The organism is Variovorax palleresanus (genome assembly GCF_051144945.1).
Taxonomy (GTDB): Bacteria; Pseudomonadota; Gammaproteobacteria; order Burkholderiales; family Burkholderiaceae_C; genus Variovorax; species Variovorax paradoxus_S.
Genome location: NZ_JBJNVP010000001.1, coordinates 152,689 through 168,458, shown reverse-complemented (window position 1 = coordinate 168,458; position 15,770 = coordinate 152,689). Strand labels below are relative to the sequence as shown.

The following is a 15,770-nucleotide window of genomic DNA, read 5'->3' as shown; positions in this document are numbered from 1 at the left end:
CAGAAGCGAGCCTGCGTCGAAAGGGGAGAATCGATACCACAAGTTCCTGAGCGCCAGGCGCATCTGGCCGCGAGCCACGGGCCCAAGCCCCGACAATGCCATGCGCGCCCCGCCTCAACTTGTTAAAGTTTGCGCCCGTTCGCCACGCGTCCGTCTCGTGACATTGCGTTGTTGTTATTGTTCAGCCTGCCCCGAAAGCTACCATGACCGCCCAAAACTCCCAGATCATCTACACCCTCACCGACGAGGCGCCGCGCTTGGCCACGGCCTCGCTGCTGCCCATCATCCAGGCTTTCGCCGCGCCGGCGGGCATTGACGTCGCCACCAGCGACATCTCGGTGGCCGCCCGCATCCTGGGTCAGTTCCCTGAGGCGTTGGTCGAAACGCAGCGGATGCCCGACAACCTGGCAGGGCTGGGCAAGCTGACGCTTCGGCCCGAAGCCAACATCATCAAGCTGCCCAATATCAGTGCCTCGGTGTCCCAGCTGAAGGCCGCCATCAGTGAACTGCAGGACAAGGGCTACAAGATTCCCGACTACCCCGAGAGCCCGAAGACGGACGAAGACAAGAATATCCGCGCGCGCTACAACAAGTGCATCGGCAGCGCGGTGAACCCGGTCCTGCGGGAGGGCAACTCCGATCGCCGCGCGCCCAAGGCAGTGAAGGAATTCGCGCGCAAGAACCCGCACAGCATGGCCGATTGGAGCCAGGCGTCGCGCTCGCACGTCTCGCACATGCACCACGGCGACTTCTATCACGGCGAGAAGTCGATGACGCTGCACAAGGCGCGCGACGTGAAGATGGAACTGCTCACCAAGAGCGGCAAGGCCATCGTGCTCAAGTCGAAGGTTTCGCTGCTCGACCGTGAGGTGATCGACTCCATGTTCATGAGCAAGAAGGCCCTGCTCGATTTCTACGAGCAGCAGATCCAGGACGCGCACAACACGGGCGTGATGTTCTCGCTGCACGTCAAGGCCACCATGATGAAGGTGTCGCACCCCATCGTGTTCGGCCACTGCGTCAAGATCTTCTACCGCGAGGCCTTCGAGAAGCACGCCAAGCTGTTCGAGGAGCTGGGCGTGAATGTCAACAACGGCATGGTCGACCTGTACAACAAGATTGCCGCCTTGCCTCAGAGCACGCAGGACGAGATCCGGCGCGACCTGCACGCCTGCCACGAGCATCGCCCCGAGCTGGCAATGGTGGATTCTGCCAAGGGCATCACCAACTTCCACTCGCCCAACGACGTGATCGTGGACGCCTCCATGCCCGCGATGATCCGCAACGGCGGCAAGATGTACGGTGCCGACGGCCGCCTGAAGGACGTGAAGGCCGTGATGCCCGAGAGCACCTTTGCCCGCATCTACCAGGAGATCATCAACTTCTGCAAGTGGCACGGCGCCTTCGACCCCAAGACCATGGGCACCGTGCCCAACGTCGGCCTGATGGCGCAGCAGGCCGAGGAGTACGGCTCGCACGACAAGACCTTCGAGATCCCCGAGGACGGCGTGGCCAACATCACCGATCTCGATACCGGCGAGGTGCTGCTCAGCCAGAACGTGGAAGCGGGCGACATCTGGCGCATGTGCCAGGTCAAGGACGCCGCCATCCGCGACTGGGTCAAGCTCGCCGTCACGCGCGCGCGCAACTCGGGCATGCCGGTGGTGTTCTGGCTCGACGCCTACCGCCCCCATGAGGCGCAGCTCATCACCAAGGTCAAGATGTACCTGCACGAGCACGACACCGCCGGACTGGACATCCAGATCATGAGCCAGGTGCGCGCCATGCGCTACACGCTGGAGCGCGTGGTCCGCGGGCTGGACACCATCAGCGCCACCGGCAACATCCTGCGCGACTACCTGACCGACCTGTTCCCCATCATGGAGCTGGGCACCTCGGCCAAGATGCTGTCCATCGTTCCTCTGATGGCTGGCGGCGGCATGTACGAAACGGGCGCCGGCGGCTCGGCACCCAAGCACGTGCAGCAGCTGGTGGAAGAGAACCACCTGCGCTGGGATTCGCTGGGCGAGTTCCTCGCGCTGGCCGTGAGCCTGGAAGACCTGGGCATCAAGACCAACAACGCCAAGGCCAAGGTGCTGGCCAAGGCACTCGACACCGCCACCGGCACGCTGCTGGACAACAACAAGGGCCCGTCGCCCAAGACCGGCCAGCTCGACAATCGCGGCAGCCACTTCTACCTGGCGCTGTACTGGGCCCAGGCCCTGACCGAGCAGACCGAAGACAAGGAACTGGCCGCCCACTTCAAGCCGCTCGTCGATGCCCTGGCCGCCAACGAGCAGAAGATCGTGGACGAACTCGCCGCCGTGCAAGGCAAGCCGGCCGACATCGGCGGCTACTACCTGCCGGACGTGCGCAAGACCGATGCAGTGATGCGGCCGAGCGCAACGTTCAACGCGGCGCTGGCCGCCGTGGCGGGCTGAGGGTAGGGCGCGGCCGCGGCCGGACATACATACGTACACCGGCCGCGGCACATGGTCAGTTTCGAACTAGACAACGGGGAAGCGATGCATGCGGCTGCACCCGCGACGTTTTATCTTCCTCCACTCGAAGCCAGGACGTGCTTGGTACCTGGCGACATCGTGAAACTCGTCTTCCGAATCGAGCATGACGGCGAAGTTGACGTTGAGCGAATGTGGGTCATCGTGCGGTCCACCGGCCCGTCAGGCTACGTTGGCGCGCTCGACAACCAGCCATATTGCACCGATGAGCTTGAACTAGGGACGCTCGTTCAGTTTGGTCCGGAGCATGTGATTCAAATCGACCAGTCCAGCTAACCAATCGCCGGCGTCAGAAGTCCGTCGTCGATATGCCTCGTCGTATAAGCGCATCGTCACGCGCGGCTCCGTTCGTGATGACACGGAGTACTACTTGCTCAACGGCATCGTCGTCGATCTTGGAAACGGCATGCCGGATGACGAACGCGCCGTGCTTCAACGGCTTTTAGATGTGTACAAGGCGAGGCAGCAGCCAGAGCGCTAGGCACCACCGATTCACTCGGGCACGTCAGCCTTGAAGTCAGTCCTCGACCCAAGGTCGGATGAGGGCAGATCGCTCTGCCGCCGGACTTGCAAGCCCTGAACATGAGAAGTGACAGCGGGTCGGCATCGAGGCGGTTCCCTGAGCGGCTTTTTTTCTCCCTGGCCTCTACCAGCGCCGAACCGCTGTCGACAGGCAGTGTGCGTGACCCAGGTGAAGTCGGAGTGAAGTCCGTGCGGGAGTTCTGTGAAACGATACTGACAGTCTTGTTTCGTAGGACTCCTGCCCCAAAAACACAGCCTGCCAGACAAGGAGTCCACTGTTCGGCCTGCCTGACGACCAATTTGTCCCATGTCCCCGTCGCCGGATGCGCACTTCGGAGCGAAAGCGCACAGCCGCCATAGGCCCCTTTGCGCCGGCAGAGTGACGGCTACAGTCTGGCCACACGCGGACCTTCGCCCCGAGCATTCCAGCCTCGACATACGCCGACACTGTCGGCGCATAGGAGCGAGTTGCCCGCTCCGCGACTCGCGTCATTCCAAAGTTGTCTGTGCAGGCGCGCGTGGCCTTCGTCCTCGAACAAGTGGCTTCCGTCCGGCCGCTGGAATAACTCGGAGCACCGGCCACCTGCTGCAAGCGGGCACCTGAGCCAAGTTGCGTAAAAAACGATCCCTTTCAGCTTGAACTCTCCCCAAGCCAACATCTGCTCGGCGTTTTATGCACCACCTGCATCAATCGTTCTGAATCTTGCAATTCACTTTGCCCTGCCAAGGCGCGAGACTCGTTCGCAAGGTTCCTCAGATATAGGAGCCGCAACCGGAGACAAGTGAGTGACTCTTCAAGCTGAAGAACTTCGCGCCTGGATCGGACGCAGCGAGACCGTCCAGGACGCCATCAACCCGACGCCTGTCATCGCGTTGACCGCCACGCTGGACCACCCTTCAACGCCCGTCGAGACGGGTACCACCTTGCCGTACCTTTGGCACTGGTTGTATTTTCTGCCGATGCATCAACAGTCGGACATCGGCGCCGATGGGCACGCCAAGCGCGGCGGCTTCCTTCCTCCGGTGCCGCTGCCTCGCCGCATGTGGGCCGGCAGCCAGTTCGAGTTTCGCTCGCCCATACGAGTCGGTGACCGGGTCGCGCGAACCTCGACCATCGAGGACGTGACCGTCAAAGAGGGCCGCACCGGCACGCTTGTCTTCGTCAAGGTCCGGCACGAGGTGCGTTGCAACGACAGCAGCGATCCGGCGCTCGTCGAGTTCCACGACATCGTCTACCGCGAGGCGCAGGGTCCGAACGACGTCGCCCCACCGCCACAAGCTGCGCCTGCCGACGCCCAATGGAGGCGCGCCATCGTGCCGGATGACGTGCTGCTGTTTCGCTATTCGGCGCTTACCTTCAATGGCCACCGCATCCACTATGACAGGCAGTACGTCACCAAGGTCGAGGGCTATCCTGGCCTGATCGTGCATGGACCGTTGATTGCAACGCTGCTGATGGATCTCCTTCGGCGCCAGATGCCGCAAGCCGATGTGGCCAGCTTTCGATTCAAGGCGGTGCGGCCAACTTTCGACCTTCATCCTTTCCACCTCCAGGGACAACCTGAAGCCGACGGAAAGACCATCCGGCTCTGGGCCTCCGATCACGAAGGCTGGCTCACGATGGACGCGACTGCGGTCCTGCGCTGATCTCCATCAACTCCCACCCACTCAGACAGAGCAACACATGCAGCCACTCAAAGGCCTCACGGTCGTCACGCTGGAGCACGCGATCGCGGCGCCTTTCGCCACGCGCCAACTCGCTGACCTCGGCGCACGCGTCATCAAGATCGAACGACCGGGTTCAGGCGATTTCGCCAGAGGCTATGACGAGCGCGTGCACGGCCTGGCGTCGCACTTTGTCTGGACCAACCGCTCCAAGGAAAGCCTGACGCTCGACGTCAAGCATCCCGAGGCGGCCACGATCCTGCAACGCCTGGTCGTGGAGAAGGCAGATGTCGTCGTACAGAACCTCGCGCCCGGTGCCGCCGCGCGCCTTGGCTTGGGGTATGACAAGCTGTCTGCCGCAAAGCCGGGGTTGATCGTGTGCGACATCTCAGGCTATGGCGACGACCCGATCAACCCCGGGCCGTACCGTGACAAGAAGGCCTACGATCTTCTCATTCAGAGCGAAGCGGGGTTCGTCTCGGTCACCGGTACGCCCGATGAGCCTTGCAAGGCCGGTCCATCCATCGCCGACATCGCCGCTGGCATGTATGCGTACAGCAGCATTCTCGCGGCGCTGTTGCAGCGCGGCCAGACCGGCAAGGGCCAGCGCATCGACATCTCCATGCTGGAGTCGCTGGCCGAATGGACCAGCTATCCGCTCTACTACGCCTTCGAAGGTGCGGCACCCCCTCCGCGAACAGGCGCCAGCCATGCAACGATCTACCCCTATGGCCCGTTTCCCACAGGAGACGGCAACATGGTGATGCTGGGCCTGCAGAACGAGCGCGAGTGGGCCAGTTTCTGCGAGAAGGTGCTGCAGCGACCGGCGCTGACTGCCGATCCTCGCTTCACCGCCAATTTCAAGAGGGTGGCCGAGCGCGACGCGCTGCGCGGGATCATCGTCGAGGCCTTCTCGTCCCTGACCAGGGCGCAGGTGGTGGAGCGGCTCGAACTCGCGCAAATCGCCAATGCCCAAGTCAACACCATGAACGACGTCTGGGCCCACCCGCAACTGAAGGCACGCGGGCGCTGGACCGAAGTCGGCTCGCCGAATGGCCCGCTGCCCGCCATGCTGCCGCCCGGCACCTGGGACGTGGGCCCGCGCATGGACCCCGTGCCCGCGCTCGGCCAGCACACCGACGCGATCCTGGCCGAGCTGGGCTACGGCGCGGCCGAGATCGATGCGCTGCGTGCATCCAAGGCTGTCTGAGGTGGGCATCATGTCCGTTGCTTCCAGCATCCCTCGCACCTACCTCTTCGTTCCTGGCACGCGGCCGGAACGCTTCGGCAAGGCGCTGGCAAGCGGCGCGGATGCCGTCATCCTCGACCTTGAAGACGCAGTTGCAACCGATGACAAGGCGCTCGCCCGCCAAGCAATCGCAGATTGGCTCCGCACCGCATCCGCGGACGATCAGTCGCGCACCGTGGTTCGCATCAACGACGCTGCGTCCCCGTGGTTCGACGACGACCTGGCGGCGCTGCGCAAAGTCGGGGCCCGCAGCGTTCTGCTGCCCAAGGCCGAGTCTGCACAGCAGGTCGCGGCCACGCTTGCCGCGCTGCCCGGGGCCAGCGTCCTCGCGCTGATCGAGAGTGCGCGCGGCGTGGCCAGAGTCGACATCGTTGCGGCCGCGGGCGTGTCGCGCCTGGTGTTCGGAACGCTGGATTTCGCATTGGACCTGGGTATCGAAATTGAAGACGACGCTTCGGGTCTCACCTACGCGGCCAGCCGCATCGCGATTGCCTCGCGCGTGGCAGGTCTGCCGGCGCCGGTCGCCGGGGTCACACCGCAGCTGGACGACCGCAAGCGCCTTTTGGCCGACCTGGCTTCGGCACGTGCTCTTGGCTTTGGCGCCAAACTGTGCATTCATCCGAGCCAGGTGGAGCCCATTCACACCGCGCTGAGACCCTCCGCAGAAGCACTGGAGTGGGCGCAGCGAGTTCTGGCAGCCGATGCCGCCTCCCCGGGCGCTGCGCGGCTCGATGGCCGCATGGTCGATCGACCTGTGGTCCTGCAGGCACAACGCACGCTGGCCCTGGCCCGCAACTGACCCTCCCCTCAACATCCAGCCCAGAAAGATCCAACCTCATGGCTTCCACCATCATCGACTCGCGCATCTTTGGCGACATGTTCAGCGACGCGCGCATGCGCGACGTGTGGTCTGACGAGAACCGCACCGCCAAGTACCTCGACATCGAACGTGCGCTGGCCAAGGTGCAGGGCGAGCTCGGCATCATCCCCAAGGAAGCGGCGGACGAGATCGTCCGCAACTGCGAGCTCTCCCAGATCGACTGGGCAAAGCTCAAGGCCAAGACCGAGCAGATCGGCTACCCGATCATTGCGGTCGTCAATCAGATCAACGCCAACTGTCGCGACAAGCTGGGGGAGTATTGCCATTGGGGCGCCACCACCCAGGACATCACCGATACGGCCGCGGTGCTTCAGATGCGCGAGGGCCTCGCTTTGGTCGAGCAAGACCTGGACGAGATCGGCGACGCGCTGGCCACGCTGGCAAAGAAGTACCGCGACACGCCCGTGATCGGCCGCTCCAACCTGCAGCAGGCCACACCAATCACCTTTGGCTACAAGATGGCAAGCATCCTGGCCGGGATCGACCGTCACCGCGAGCGCCTGCAGCAGCTCAAGCCACGGGTGCTGATGGGGGAGTTCGGCGGCGCGTCCGGCACGCTGTCTTCGCTGGAGAAGGGCGCGATGGAAACGCAGGCCGGCTTGATGAAGGAACTCGGCCTTGCCCAGCCGCTGATTTCCTGGCACACGGTGCGCGACACCATCGCGGAAGTGGGCGCCTTCCTTGGACTGGTGGGCGGCTCGCTCGGCAAGATCGCGATGGACGTCAAGCTGATGATGCAGACCGAAGTGGCCGAGGTGTTCGAGCCTTTTGCACCCGGCCGCGGCTCGTCGTCGACCATGCCGCAAAAGCGCAACCCGATCTCCTGCCTGTACATCCATGCCAATATCTCCGTGGCGCGCCAGCATGCCGCTGCGCTGATGGATGCGATGGTGGCCGACCACGAGCGCTCGACCGGCCCATGGGAGATCGAATGGGTGTCCTTGCCCGAGATCTTCTGCCTGATGTCCGGTGCGCTGAAGCAGACCAAGTTCATTCTCAAGGGCCTGGAGGTGGACGCTACCCGCATGCGCGCCAACATCGGCCTCACCAACGGCCTGGTGATGTCTGAAGCGGTGATGATGGGTCTGGGGCCGTACATCGGCCGCGAGTACGCTCACGACCTTGTGTATGACCTCTGCCGCGAGGCGATCAGCAAGAATCGCCCGCTGATCGAGATCCTGTCCGAGCACCCGGAGATCAGCAAGCACGTCACGCGCGCCCAACTCGACGCGATGTGCGACCCTGTCAACAACCTTGGTCAGGCCGGCGTGATGGTCGATCGGGTACTGACGGCGCGCCGCTGAGCCTTCAAGCCGAAGCGCGCTTTCTCCCGGCCTGGACGCGCTTGCCCTTCATCTCGGAGAAAAACTCGAAGAACTGCATGGCGGCCGGAGAGAGGGTGCGGCCCTTGCGCCGGATCAGGCCCACCTTGCGGCTGACGACCGGCTCGACCAACGGCACGCTGACCAAAAGCGGGTGATCGGCCCCCGGCATGGCGATCGAGGGAACTGCCGCGACTCCGAGCCCGGCTTCGACCAACCCCAGCATCGTCGTGACGTGCTGCGCCTCGTAGATCGCTTGCGGGCGCCCTGGCAAACCCGACAACGCCTGGTCCAGCAGCAGGCGATTTCCGGACGCCTTGCTCACCGAGATGTAGTCGTACTTCGCCAGTTCGGTCCAGCTCACCTTCCGCTTGCCCGCGAGCGGATGGTCGCGTCGGCAAGCGGCGACGAAGCGCTCCTCCATCAGCGGCTTGAACTCGATGTCGGGTTCCTGGCCCCCAATGAAGTTCAGCCCAAAATCCGCCTCGCCGCGCGACACCGCGGCCAGCACCTCGTTGGCGCTCGCATCGAAGACCTTGACCCGGACCTTCGGATAGCGCTCGTGATAGCGCGAGATCACCTGCGACACGAAGTAGTAGACCGTCGATGGCACGCAAGCAATGGTCACCTCGCCCATGCGCGTTGTCGCCACGCCGCGGATGCCCAGCAGCGTGAGGTCCAGATCGTCAAGCAGTTGCTGCACCTTCCGGTCGAAATCGCGTCCGACCGCCGTCAGGCTCACTCGCCGCGTGGTCCGCTCCAGGAGCCGTACGCCCAGCGCTTCTTCCAGCTTCTCGATGCGCCTGCTGAACGCGGGCTGCGAGACGTGCAGCGCTTCAGCCGCCTTGCGAAAGCTGCTCAGTTCGGCAACGGCGCGGAACGCCTGCAGGTCGTTGAGGTTGAAGTTGATGGCCATCGTCTCGTACCGCCAGCAATGTTTGACTGATCGACAGTGTGCATCAATCGATCCTAAACATGCAATTCACAGCAAGCGTCGATGCGAACACCATACGTCCACGGTCGAGGAAGCGACCTGGACCCCCACATTTCAACTATCGGAGACATCGATGCAAACCCGTAACGCACCCGTCCTGTGTGCCCTGGCTTCTGCGGCCGTGCTCTTGTGCAGCAGCGCGCTTGCCGCCTACCCCGAAAAATCGATCACCATCGTCGTGCCGACCGCCGCCGGGGGCGCCAACGACGCGATGGCGCGAGTCATCGGCCAGGCGATGTCGGCTGCACTCAAGCAGCCGGTCGTCGTTGACAACAAGGCGGGCGCCAACGGCGCGATTGCCAGCGAGTTCGTCATGCGCGCTGCGCCAGATGGCTACACGCTGATGCTCGGCTATGTCGCCACGCATGCGATGAATCCCGCACTGCAGAAGCTGCGCTACGACCCGGTGAAGGACTTCGAGCCCGTGGCCATGGTGGGCACGTCCGCAACGCTGATGGTCGTGACCCCTTCCGTCAAGGCGAACAATGCGAAGGAACTCGTCGCCGCGCTCAAGGCCGCGCCCGACAAGACAAGTTACGCGTCTGCTGGCAACGGGACCGCACCGCATTTCGCTGCCGAGATGTTCAAGCTCTCGACCGGCACCAGCATGCTTCACGTGCCATACAAGGGATCGGCGCCTGCGATCACCGACACCATCGGAGGTCAGGCACAGGTGATGTTCCCAAGCCTTTTCACTGCGATGCCCTACGTGAAGGCCGGCAAGCTCAAGGCGATCGGCGTGGCCGGTACCAAGCGTTCTCCGCAGATGCCGGACGTGCCGACGCTCAAGGAGCAAGGCGTCGACAACGTGGACGTCTCGCAGTGGTACGGCTTCTTCGCGCCGGCCAAGACCCCGAAGCCGGTGATCGAGCAACTCAACAAGGTGCTCAATGCGGCTCTGGCCGACAAGAGCGTCGTCAAGAAGCTGGAGGACCACGGCGCCGAGGTGGAAGTCATGACGTCCGAGCAGATGCGCACCTTTGTGCAGCAGGAGCAGGTCAAGTGGAAGAAGGTGGTCCAGGCTGCAAAGCTTTCGGCCGACTGAGATGAGCAGGACCATTCCCTGCGTGCTGATGCGTGCGGGTACCTCGCGCGGCCCCTTCTTCCTGCGGGAGTGGCTGCCTGAAAGCGACGAGGAGCGCGATCAGGCACTGATCGGCGCGATCGGTGCCTCCGATCCGCTGCAGCTCGATGGCTTGGGTGGCGGCAGCACCCTCAACAGCAAGGTCGCCATCGTTTCCCGTTCAAAAGAACCGGGCTGCGATCTGGACTACCTGTTCGCGCAGGTAGGAGTCGGACACCGTTCCGTAGACACCCGGCCGAACTGCGGCAACATGCTGTCGGGCGTCGCGCCCTTCGCGATCGAGCAGGGGCTGATCGAGGCGCAGGACGGAATCACGCGGGTACGCGTCTTCAACGTCAACACGCGATCGCGCATCGACGTCACGGTCAGGACGCCCGGCAAGCGCGTCACCTATGAGGGAGACGCGCGCATCGATGGCGTGGCCGGTACGGCTGCACCGATTCTTCTGAACTTTTTGGATGCGTGGGGCGCGGTGACGGGCAAGGTCTTTCCGACCGGTCGGCGGATCGACACGATCGATGGCGTCGAGGTGACGTGCATCGATGCGGCCATGCCGCTCATGATCGTCCGCGCGCATGACCTTGGCGTCACCGGCAGCGAAAAGCCTGCGGCGCTTGACTCGAATGCGGTGCTGCTGGAGCGGCTCGAAACGTTGCGTCTCCAGGCCGGCCTGTTGATGGGACTCGGGGATGTCTCAGGCAGCGTCATTCCCAAGCCGGTGCTGGTCAGCGCGGGAGACTCTCCGGACAGCATCACCTCGCGCTACTTCACCCCGCGCCGCTGCCACGCCTCGCATGCGGTCACGGGTGCCATTGGCGTTCTCAGCGCCTTCGCACTCCCGGGCACGGTCGCAAGCGCCGCCGCTCGCGAGCCGGGGCGCCACAACCTGGTTCTCCTGCACCCGGCAGGGCAGATCGACGTGGAAGTCGAGCTTGAGGGTCGAGCGAACGACGCAACAGTGAAAGCGGCGGCGCTGGTGCGTACCGCCAGAAAGATCATGCAGGGCGAGATGCAGTTGCCCGACTACGTCTTTACGCGGCCCGAGGCCGTTGCACGTGAGTCGGCCACGTTCCCGCGCAAACCCATCACGATCATCGTGCCAACCCGCGCGGGCGGCGGCAACGACACGATGGCCAGGATCATCGCGGCCGAACTGAAGCCGTTGCTCGGCCAGGAAGTTCTCGTGGACAACCGGGCCGGCGCAAATGGTGCCATCGCGAGCGAGTATGTGGCCAGGGCAGAACCCGACGGCCACACCCTCATGTTCGGCTACGTGGGCACCCACGCGATGAACCCGGCACTCCAGAAGCTGGGTTACCACCCTGTCAAAGACTTCGAGCCGGTCGGCTTGATCGGATCGTCGCCGACGCTGATGGTGGCCAATCGGCAGGCCGACTTCGATGATGTTCGCAGCCTCCTCGAGCATCTGCGCAGCGCGCCAGGCAACGTCCGATATGCGTCAGCCGGTGACGGTACGCCGCCACACTTCGCGGCGGAGTTGTTTCAACTCAACACGGGTACGAGGATGGAGGGCAGAACCCATGAGGGTGCAGCGCCGGCCATCGTGGACACACTCGATGGTCGCTCGGAGGTCATGTTCCCGAGCCTGTTCACCGCGCATCCCTTCATCCTCGACGGCCGACTCCGCGCCCTCGCCGTCGCGGCCCCGGCGCGTCTCGAAGCATTGCCTGCCGTACCTACGTTGTCGGAGTCGGGCATCGAGGGGGTCGATGTCTCGCAGTGGTATGGGCTCTTTGCCCCTGCACGGACCTCGCCCGCGGTGATCGCACAGATCAACCGCGCCCTGAACGAGGTTCTTGCCAATCCGCAAGTGGTTGCTCGATTCGAACGCCAAGGTGCGCGGGTCGAGGCCGGTCCCCCCTCTGCACTGCGGGAACGCGTTCGCCGCGAGTTCGATCGCTGGCAGGACGTGGTGGCCGAAGGCGCCCTGGCGCCGCAGGACATTCGCCTGCTCGCGGCGGATTGATCCGCCGAACTACCCAGACCGGCCATCGCTGCCGAACCTTCTTGCGGCAGGCTGCCGCAACCACCGCCAGCGTCGCAGGGCGCCGGCAACCCTTGTTCGTCCCTTGGAGACACCTGCTATGCGCAAGTCCTTGATCACCTTTGCGGCACTGGCCGTTTCGGCCGCTGCTTCGGCGCAGTCGTCCCTGACGCTATTCGGCGTCGCTGATTCAGCAGTCAGTCACTACAGCGTCAAAAGCGCCTTCTACAACAACACGTTGGCACTCCCGTCGGCGTCGGCGCTCGCCTTTGCGGAGGTGACGCGCTCGCAGACTGCCTTGTCGAGCGGCGCCAATTCTTCGAGCCGGATCGGCTTCCGCGGCACCGAAGACCTGGGCGGCGGACTGGCGGCAGGGTTCTGGCTCGAGTCAGGCATCACCCAGGACAGCGGCGCAACCGCTCTGGCCTCCTTCAGCCGTCGCTCGACGGTGAGCCTGTCGGGCGGATTCGGTGAACTCAGGCTTGGCCGTGACTATGTTCCGAGCTACTGGAACGAGAGCGTGTTCGATCCGATGGGCGCAGTCGGCGTCGGCGAAAATCTCATCAAGAGCATCAGCGGCAACATTGCCACGGCGCGCGGCCCGGGCTCCGCCATTGCCGCGAATGACAACGCGATTCGGGCATCGAACAGCATCGGCTACTTCCTGCCGCGCAATCTGGGCGGTTTCTACGGTCAGGTCATGTACGCCCTGCCTGAGACCGTGAAGTACAGCTACCTGTCCGACACTCCATCCAAGCGTGGCCGCTACTACGGCGGGCGGTTTGGCTATACAAGCGGCCCGGTCGATGTGGCGGTTGCCTACGGAAAGAGCACGGCAGCTGACACCTTGGTGATCAGCGAGGCCGGGGTCGTGGCCGGCACCCGGCTTTCCGAGCAACTGCGCACGATCAACTTGGGCGCGTCCTACGATTTCGGTGTCCTCAAGCTGATGGGCGAGTTGTCGCAGGTCAAAGACAAGGCTGAGACCACCACCGCTCCCTTGAGCGCCGGCAGACGAACCTTCACCGACAACGACGAGTACAACGGCGCCATGATCGGCATGACCGTTCCGGTCGGTGCCGGCGTATTGAAGGCTTCATACGCTCGCGTCAAGTTCAAGAACGACCAGAGTTCCGCCGCACCGGCTTTGCAGGCACTGGATCGCGACGCCTCGGTGAACAAGCTCGCGCTCGGCTACGTCCACAACCTGTCGAAGCGGACCGCGCTCTACGCCACGGTGGCTCGTGCCCGGATCAAGAACGGACAGAACAATCCTGCCATCATGGCCGCCGGGCTTGGGGGCCCCGCCTTCGCGTCGACAGGTGCAGGTGTGGCGGGTTTGGCGCCGCGCAGCGCGACGGGCTACGACTTCGGGCTGCGCCACGCGTTCTGAAGTCAGGTGTGCGGCGAATATGGGGCTCTGGCGAGATTTCAATGCACTATCACAGCCCTGACCAGCTGATGTACTAAAAGCGCCTGGAGACACCATGAATCATTTCGCTTTCCGGACATTGCCTCGCACCGCTTTTGCGCTGCTTGCCTTGTCTTTGTCGGCGTGCGGCACGGTCCCGAACGCCGACCGGCTCGCAAGCGCCTGCGCCGGCCTCGCGCGCCATGTCGTCGCACCCGGCGCAATGGGATTGCCCAGCGGCAAGGCCTCGGTCGCTTCGGCTGTTCTCACGCCGGCCTCCGCTGCGGCGGTCAATGGCGGGGCGTTCGCACCGGCCCTGCCGCAGTTCTGCAAGGTCAGCGGCACCATTGCATCGCGTGACCCCGCGGCCCAGGCCATCAACTTTCAGTTGAACCTGCCGACCACCTGGAACGGCAAGGCCCTGCAGTACGGTGGCGGGGGCTTCAACGGGGTGCTGATCACCGGGTTGACGCCTCTGCGCGATGCGGCGCCGGACGATCCCCTCCCCATTGCGCGGGGCTATGCGACCTTCGGTCAGGACTCCGGCCATCAGGCCTCCGCGTTTCCAGCCGGAGAGCCCGGCGCCTTCGCGCTGAACGACGAGATGCTCGAGAACTTCGCCTTCGCTTCCTACAAGAAGGTGAAGGACGTGGCCGTGGACATCATGCGCGCGTACTACGCACGCCAACCGCAGCGCATGTATTACTTCGGCGGTTCCGAAGGCGGCCGCGAAGGGCTGACCATGGCGCAGCGGTTTCCTGCCGACTACGACGGCATCGTGAGCGTCGTCCCCGTGATCAACTGGACCGGCCTGTTCCATGCCTTCGTGCGCAACCAGGTACCGCAACACGAAGACTGGCTGCAGGCCGAAAAAACAGCGCTCATTGCCAAGGCCACTGCCGACGCATGCGACGCGCTCGACGGGCTGGCCGATGGTGTCGTGAGCAACTACATGGGGTGCCAGGCCCGCGTGGATCTGCAGCGCTTGCGCTGCCCTGGTGGCAGCGACGCCGGCGTGCACTGCCTGTCCGATGCCGAGTTGCGTCTCATGCGCGGCATTCACTCGCCCTATGTGTTTCCCTTTCCCATCGCCAACGGCCTCACAGCGTATCCGCAATGGCTCTATGGGCACGAGGACAGCCTCGACGGCCCCTCCGCCCTCAGCATGGTGCGTTGGGTTTCCGGCACAGCGGCACCCGCCGCGCCACCGGACGCCGCGCGCAATTCCACCCAGTGGATCTATGGAAGCAACTGGATCCGCTATGCGATTGCGCGCGACAAGAACCATGACGTGCGCGGCTATCGCCCCGAGGATTTCCGCGACCAGGTGCAGAAAACCTCGGCGTTGATGGACTCCACGAACCCGGACCTGTCGGCGTTCTTCGGGCGCGGTGGCAAGCTGATCCTGCGCGAGAACGCCGCGGATCGCGCACAGAGCGCACTCATGGGCATTCAATATCACGATGCACTCGTGGCGCGCCTGGGCGCCGCCGCGGCCGAAAGCTCAGTGCGGCTTTACGTCTCACCCGGCTCGACGCATGCCGGCAACTCTCGCGCGGTCGCGGGTGGGCCGGCAGTGCCGACGATGGTGGACCTGCTGGATCCGCTGGACCGATGGGTGAACGCTGGCGACGCACCCGCGAATGCCCTGGTGCAGGTTGTCAAGGCGCCCCTTCCGCCGTTTGCAGTGCAGGGCTCGCGTCCCATGTGCCGGCATCCCGGCTACCCGCACTACATCGGCGGTGACCGCGCGCAGGCGTCAAGCTATCAGTGCCGGCCTTTCTGAGCGTCCTCTTGAACAGCCTTGGACGCGCGGCGATAGGCCAGGATCATGAGCACCAAGCCGGCAAGAGCCGCCAGGTTCGACACCAGGGCGAGTGCGAACAGCAAAGCCGATGCATCCGTCATCAGAACAGCTGCTGCCGACGAAGCCGCCCAAAGCCCGCCCCACCTCAGGATGTACATGTCCATGTAGGTTCTGAGCCAGACGTTGTTCCTGTGCTCGATGGCTTTGGCCTCGGCCGCGGACGCCTCTGGCGGAATCTGTTCGAGGAAGCTCTTCGGGGACCAGAAGCGATTCCAGATGGATGCGGCGGGGCGGGGTTGCGGTGGGCTCATC

General features: G+C 64.1%; 12 protein-coding genes. 10 read left to right on the top strand and 2 right to left on the bottom strand.

What is annotated here, in order from left to right; genetic code table 11:
- The first annotated feature begins 203 nt into the window (after positions 1-203).
- From ACJ7Z0_RS00745 to ACJ7Z0_RS00720, 6 genes are all read left to right on the top strand, one after another.
- A complete protein-coding gene (locus tag ACJ7Z0_RS00745) occupies positions 204-2,441 on the top strand; it encodes an NADP-dependent isocitrate dehydrogenase (RefSeq protein ID WP_434788215.1) in 2,238 nt (745 codons plus the stop codon).
- A 159-nt stretch (positions 2,442-2,600) separates the two neighbouring features.
- Positions 2,601-2,795: a hypothetical protein gene (locus ACJ7Z0_RS00740; protein ID WP_434788214.1), complete on the top strand. Its 195-nt coding sequence runs from the start codon at positions 2,601-2,603 to the stop codon at positions 2,793-2,795.
- A gap of 1,032 nt (positions 2,796-3,827) precedes the next feature.
- Positions 3,828-4,688: an HTD2 family dehydratase gene (locus tag ACJ7Z0_RS00735; RefSeq protein ID WP_434788213.1), complete on the top strand. Its 861-nt coding sequence runs from the start codon at positions 3,828-3,830 to the stop codon at positions 4,686-4,688.
- A 37-nt stretch (positions 4,689-4,725) separates the two neighbouring features.
- Positions 4,726-5,916, top strand: a complete 1,191-nt coding sequence (locus tag ACJ7Z0_RS00730; RefSeq protein WP_434788212.1) for a CaiB/BaiF CoA transferase family protein — start codon at positions 4,726-4,728, stop codon at positions 5,914-5,916.
- Between the two features lie 10 nt (positions 5,917-5,926).
- Positions 5,927-6,754 carry an HpcH/HpaI aldolase/citrate lyase family protein gene (locus tag ACJ7Z0_RS00725; protein WP_434788211.1) on the top strand — a complete coding sequence of 276 codons (828 nt, stop codon included), beginning with the start codon at positions 5,927-5,929 and terminating at the stop codon, positions 6,752-6,754.
- Between the two features lie 38 nt (positions 6,755-6,792).
- The gene (locus ACJ7Z0_RS00720) at positions 6,793-8,139 is read left to right on the top strand and encodes a class-II fumarase/aspartase family protein (RefSeq protein WP_434788210.1); all 1,347 of its coding nucleotides are present in this window, start codon (positions 6,793-6,795) and stop codon (positions 8,137-8,139) included.
- Positions 8,140-8,143: 4 nt separating this feature from the next.
- On the opposite strand, the gene ACJ7Z0_RS00715 is transcribed toward ACJ7Z0_RS00720, so the two are convergent.
- Positions 8,144-9,073 (bottom strand): LysR family transcriptional regulator, encoded by a 930-nt coding sequence (locus ACJ7Z0_RS00715; protein WP_434788209.1) that lies wholly within the window; start codon positions 9,071-9,073, stop codon positions 8,144-8,146.
- A gap of 151 nt (positions 9,074-9,224) precedes the next feature.
- Here ACJ7Z0_RS00715 and ACJ7Z0_RS00710 point away from each other — a divergent pair, with 151 nt between their 5' ends.
- The 4 genes from ACJ7Z0_RS00710 (at position 9,225) to ACJ7Z0_RS00695 (ending at position 15,437) form a co-directional block, all read left to right on the top strand.
- Positions 9,225-10,196 (top strand): Bug family tripartite tricarboxylate transporter substrate binding protein, encoded by a 972-nt coding sequence (locus ACJ7Z0_RS00710; RefSeq protein ID WP_434788208.1) that lies wholly within the window; start codon positions 9,225-9,227, stop codon positions 10,194-10,196.
- Position 10,197: 1 nt separating this feature from the next.
- On the top strand, positions 10,198-12,222 hold the full coding sequence (locus tag ACJ7Z0_RS00705; RefSeq protein ID WP_434788207.1) for a 4-oxalomesaconate tautomerase: 2,025 nt from the start codon (positions 10,198-10,200) through the stop codon (positions 12,220-12,222).
- Between the two features lie 118 nt (positions 12,223-12,340).
- Positions 12,341-13,633: a porin gene (locus tag ACJ7Z0_RS00700; protein ID WP_434788206.1), complete on the top strand. Its 1,293-nt coding sequence runs from the start codon at positions 12,341-12,343 to the stop codon at positions 13,631-13,633.
- Positions 13,634-13,727: 94 nt separating this feature from the next.
- On the top strand, positions 13,728-15,437 hold the full coding sequence (locus tag ACJ7Z0_RS00695; RefSeq protein ID WP_434788205.1) for a tannase/feruloyl esterase family alpha/beta hydrolase: 1,710 nt from the start codon (positions 13,728-13,730) through the stop codon (positions 15,435-15,437).
- Here the strand turns inward: ACJ7Z0_RS00695 and ACJ7Z0_RS00690 are convergent.
- Entirely contained in the window at positions 15,419-15,769 is a 351-nt protein-coding gene (locus ACJ7Z0_RS00690) for a hypothetical protein (protein ID WP_431121774.1), read from the bottom strand. The genes ACJ7Z0_RS00695 and ACJ7Z0_RS00690 overlap by 19 nt on opposite strands.
- Position 15,770 lies beyond the last annotated feature (1 nt).

What these genes read in the sequence shown, in the direction of transcription:
- ACJ7Z0_RS00745 (WP_434788215.1), top strand. Translation starts at nt 204, where the DNA reads ATGACCGCCCAAAACTCCCAGATCATCTACACCCTCACCGACGAGGCG.
- ACJ7Z0_RS00730 (WP_434788212.1), top strand. Translation starts at nt 4,726, where the DNA reads ATGCAGCCACTCAAAGGCCTCACGGTCGTCACGCTGGAGCACGCGATC.
- ACJ7Z0_RS00725 (WP_434788211.1), top strand. Translation starts at nt 5,927, where the DNA reads ATGTCCGTTGCTTCCAGCATCCCTCGCACCTACCTCTTCGTTCCTGGC.
- ACJ7Z0_RS00720 (WP_434788210.1), top strand. Translation starts at nt 6,793, where the DNA reads ATGGCTTCCACCATCATCGACTCGCGCATCTTTGGCGACATGTTCAGC.
- ACJ7Z0_RS00715 (WP_434788209.1), bottom strand. Translation starts at nt 9,073, where the DNA reads ATGGCCATCAACTTCAACCTCAACGACCTGCAGGCGTTCCGCGCCGTT.
- ACJ7Z0_RS00710 (WP_434788208.1), top strand. Translation starts at nt 9,225, where the DNA reads ATGCAAACCCGTAACGCACCCGTCCTGTGTGCCCTGGCTTCTGCGGCC.
- ACJ7Z0_RS00705 (WP_434788207.1), top strand. Translation starts at nt 10,198, where the DNA reads ATGAGCAGGACCATTCCCTGCGTGCTGATGCGTGCGGGTACCTCGCGC.
- ACJ7Z0_RS00700 (WP_434788206.1), top strand. Translation starts at nt 12,341, where the DNA reads ATGCGCAAGTCCTTGATCACCTTTGCGGCACTGGCCGTTTCGGCCGCT.
- ACJ7Z0_RS00695 (WP_434788205.1), top strand. Translation starts at nt 13,728, where the DNA reads ATGAATCATTTCGCTTTCCGGACATTGCCTCGCACCGCTTTTGCGCTG.
- ACJ7Z0_RS00690 (WP_431121774.1), bottom strand. Translation starts at nt 15,769, where the DNA reads ATGAGCCCACCGCAACCCCGCCCCGCCGCATCCATCTGGAATCGCTTC.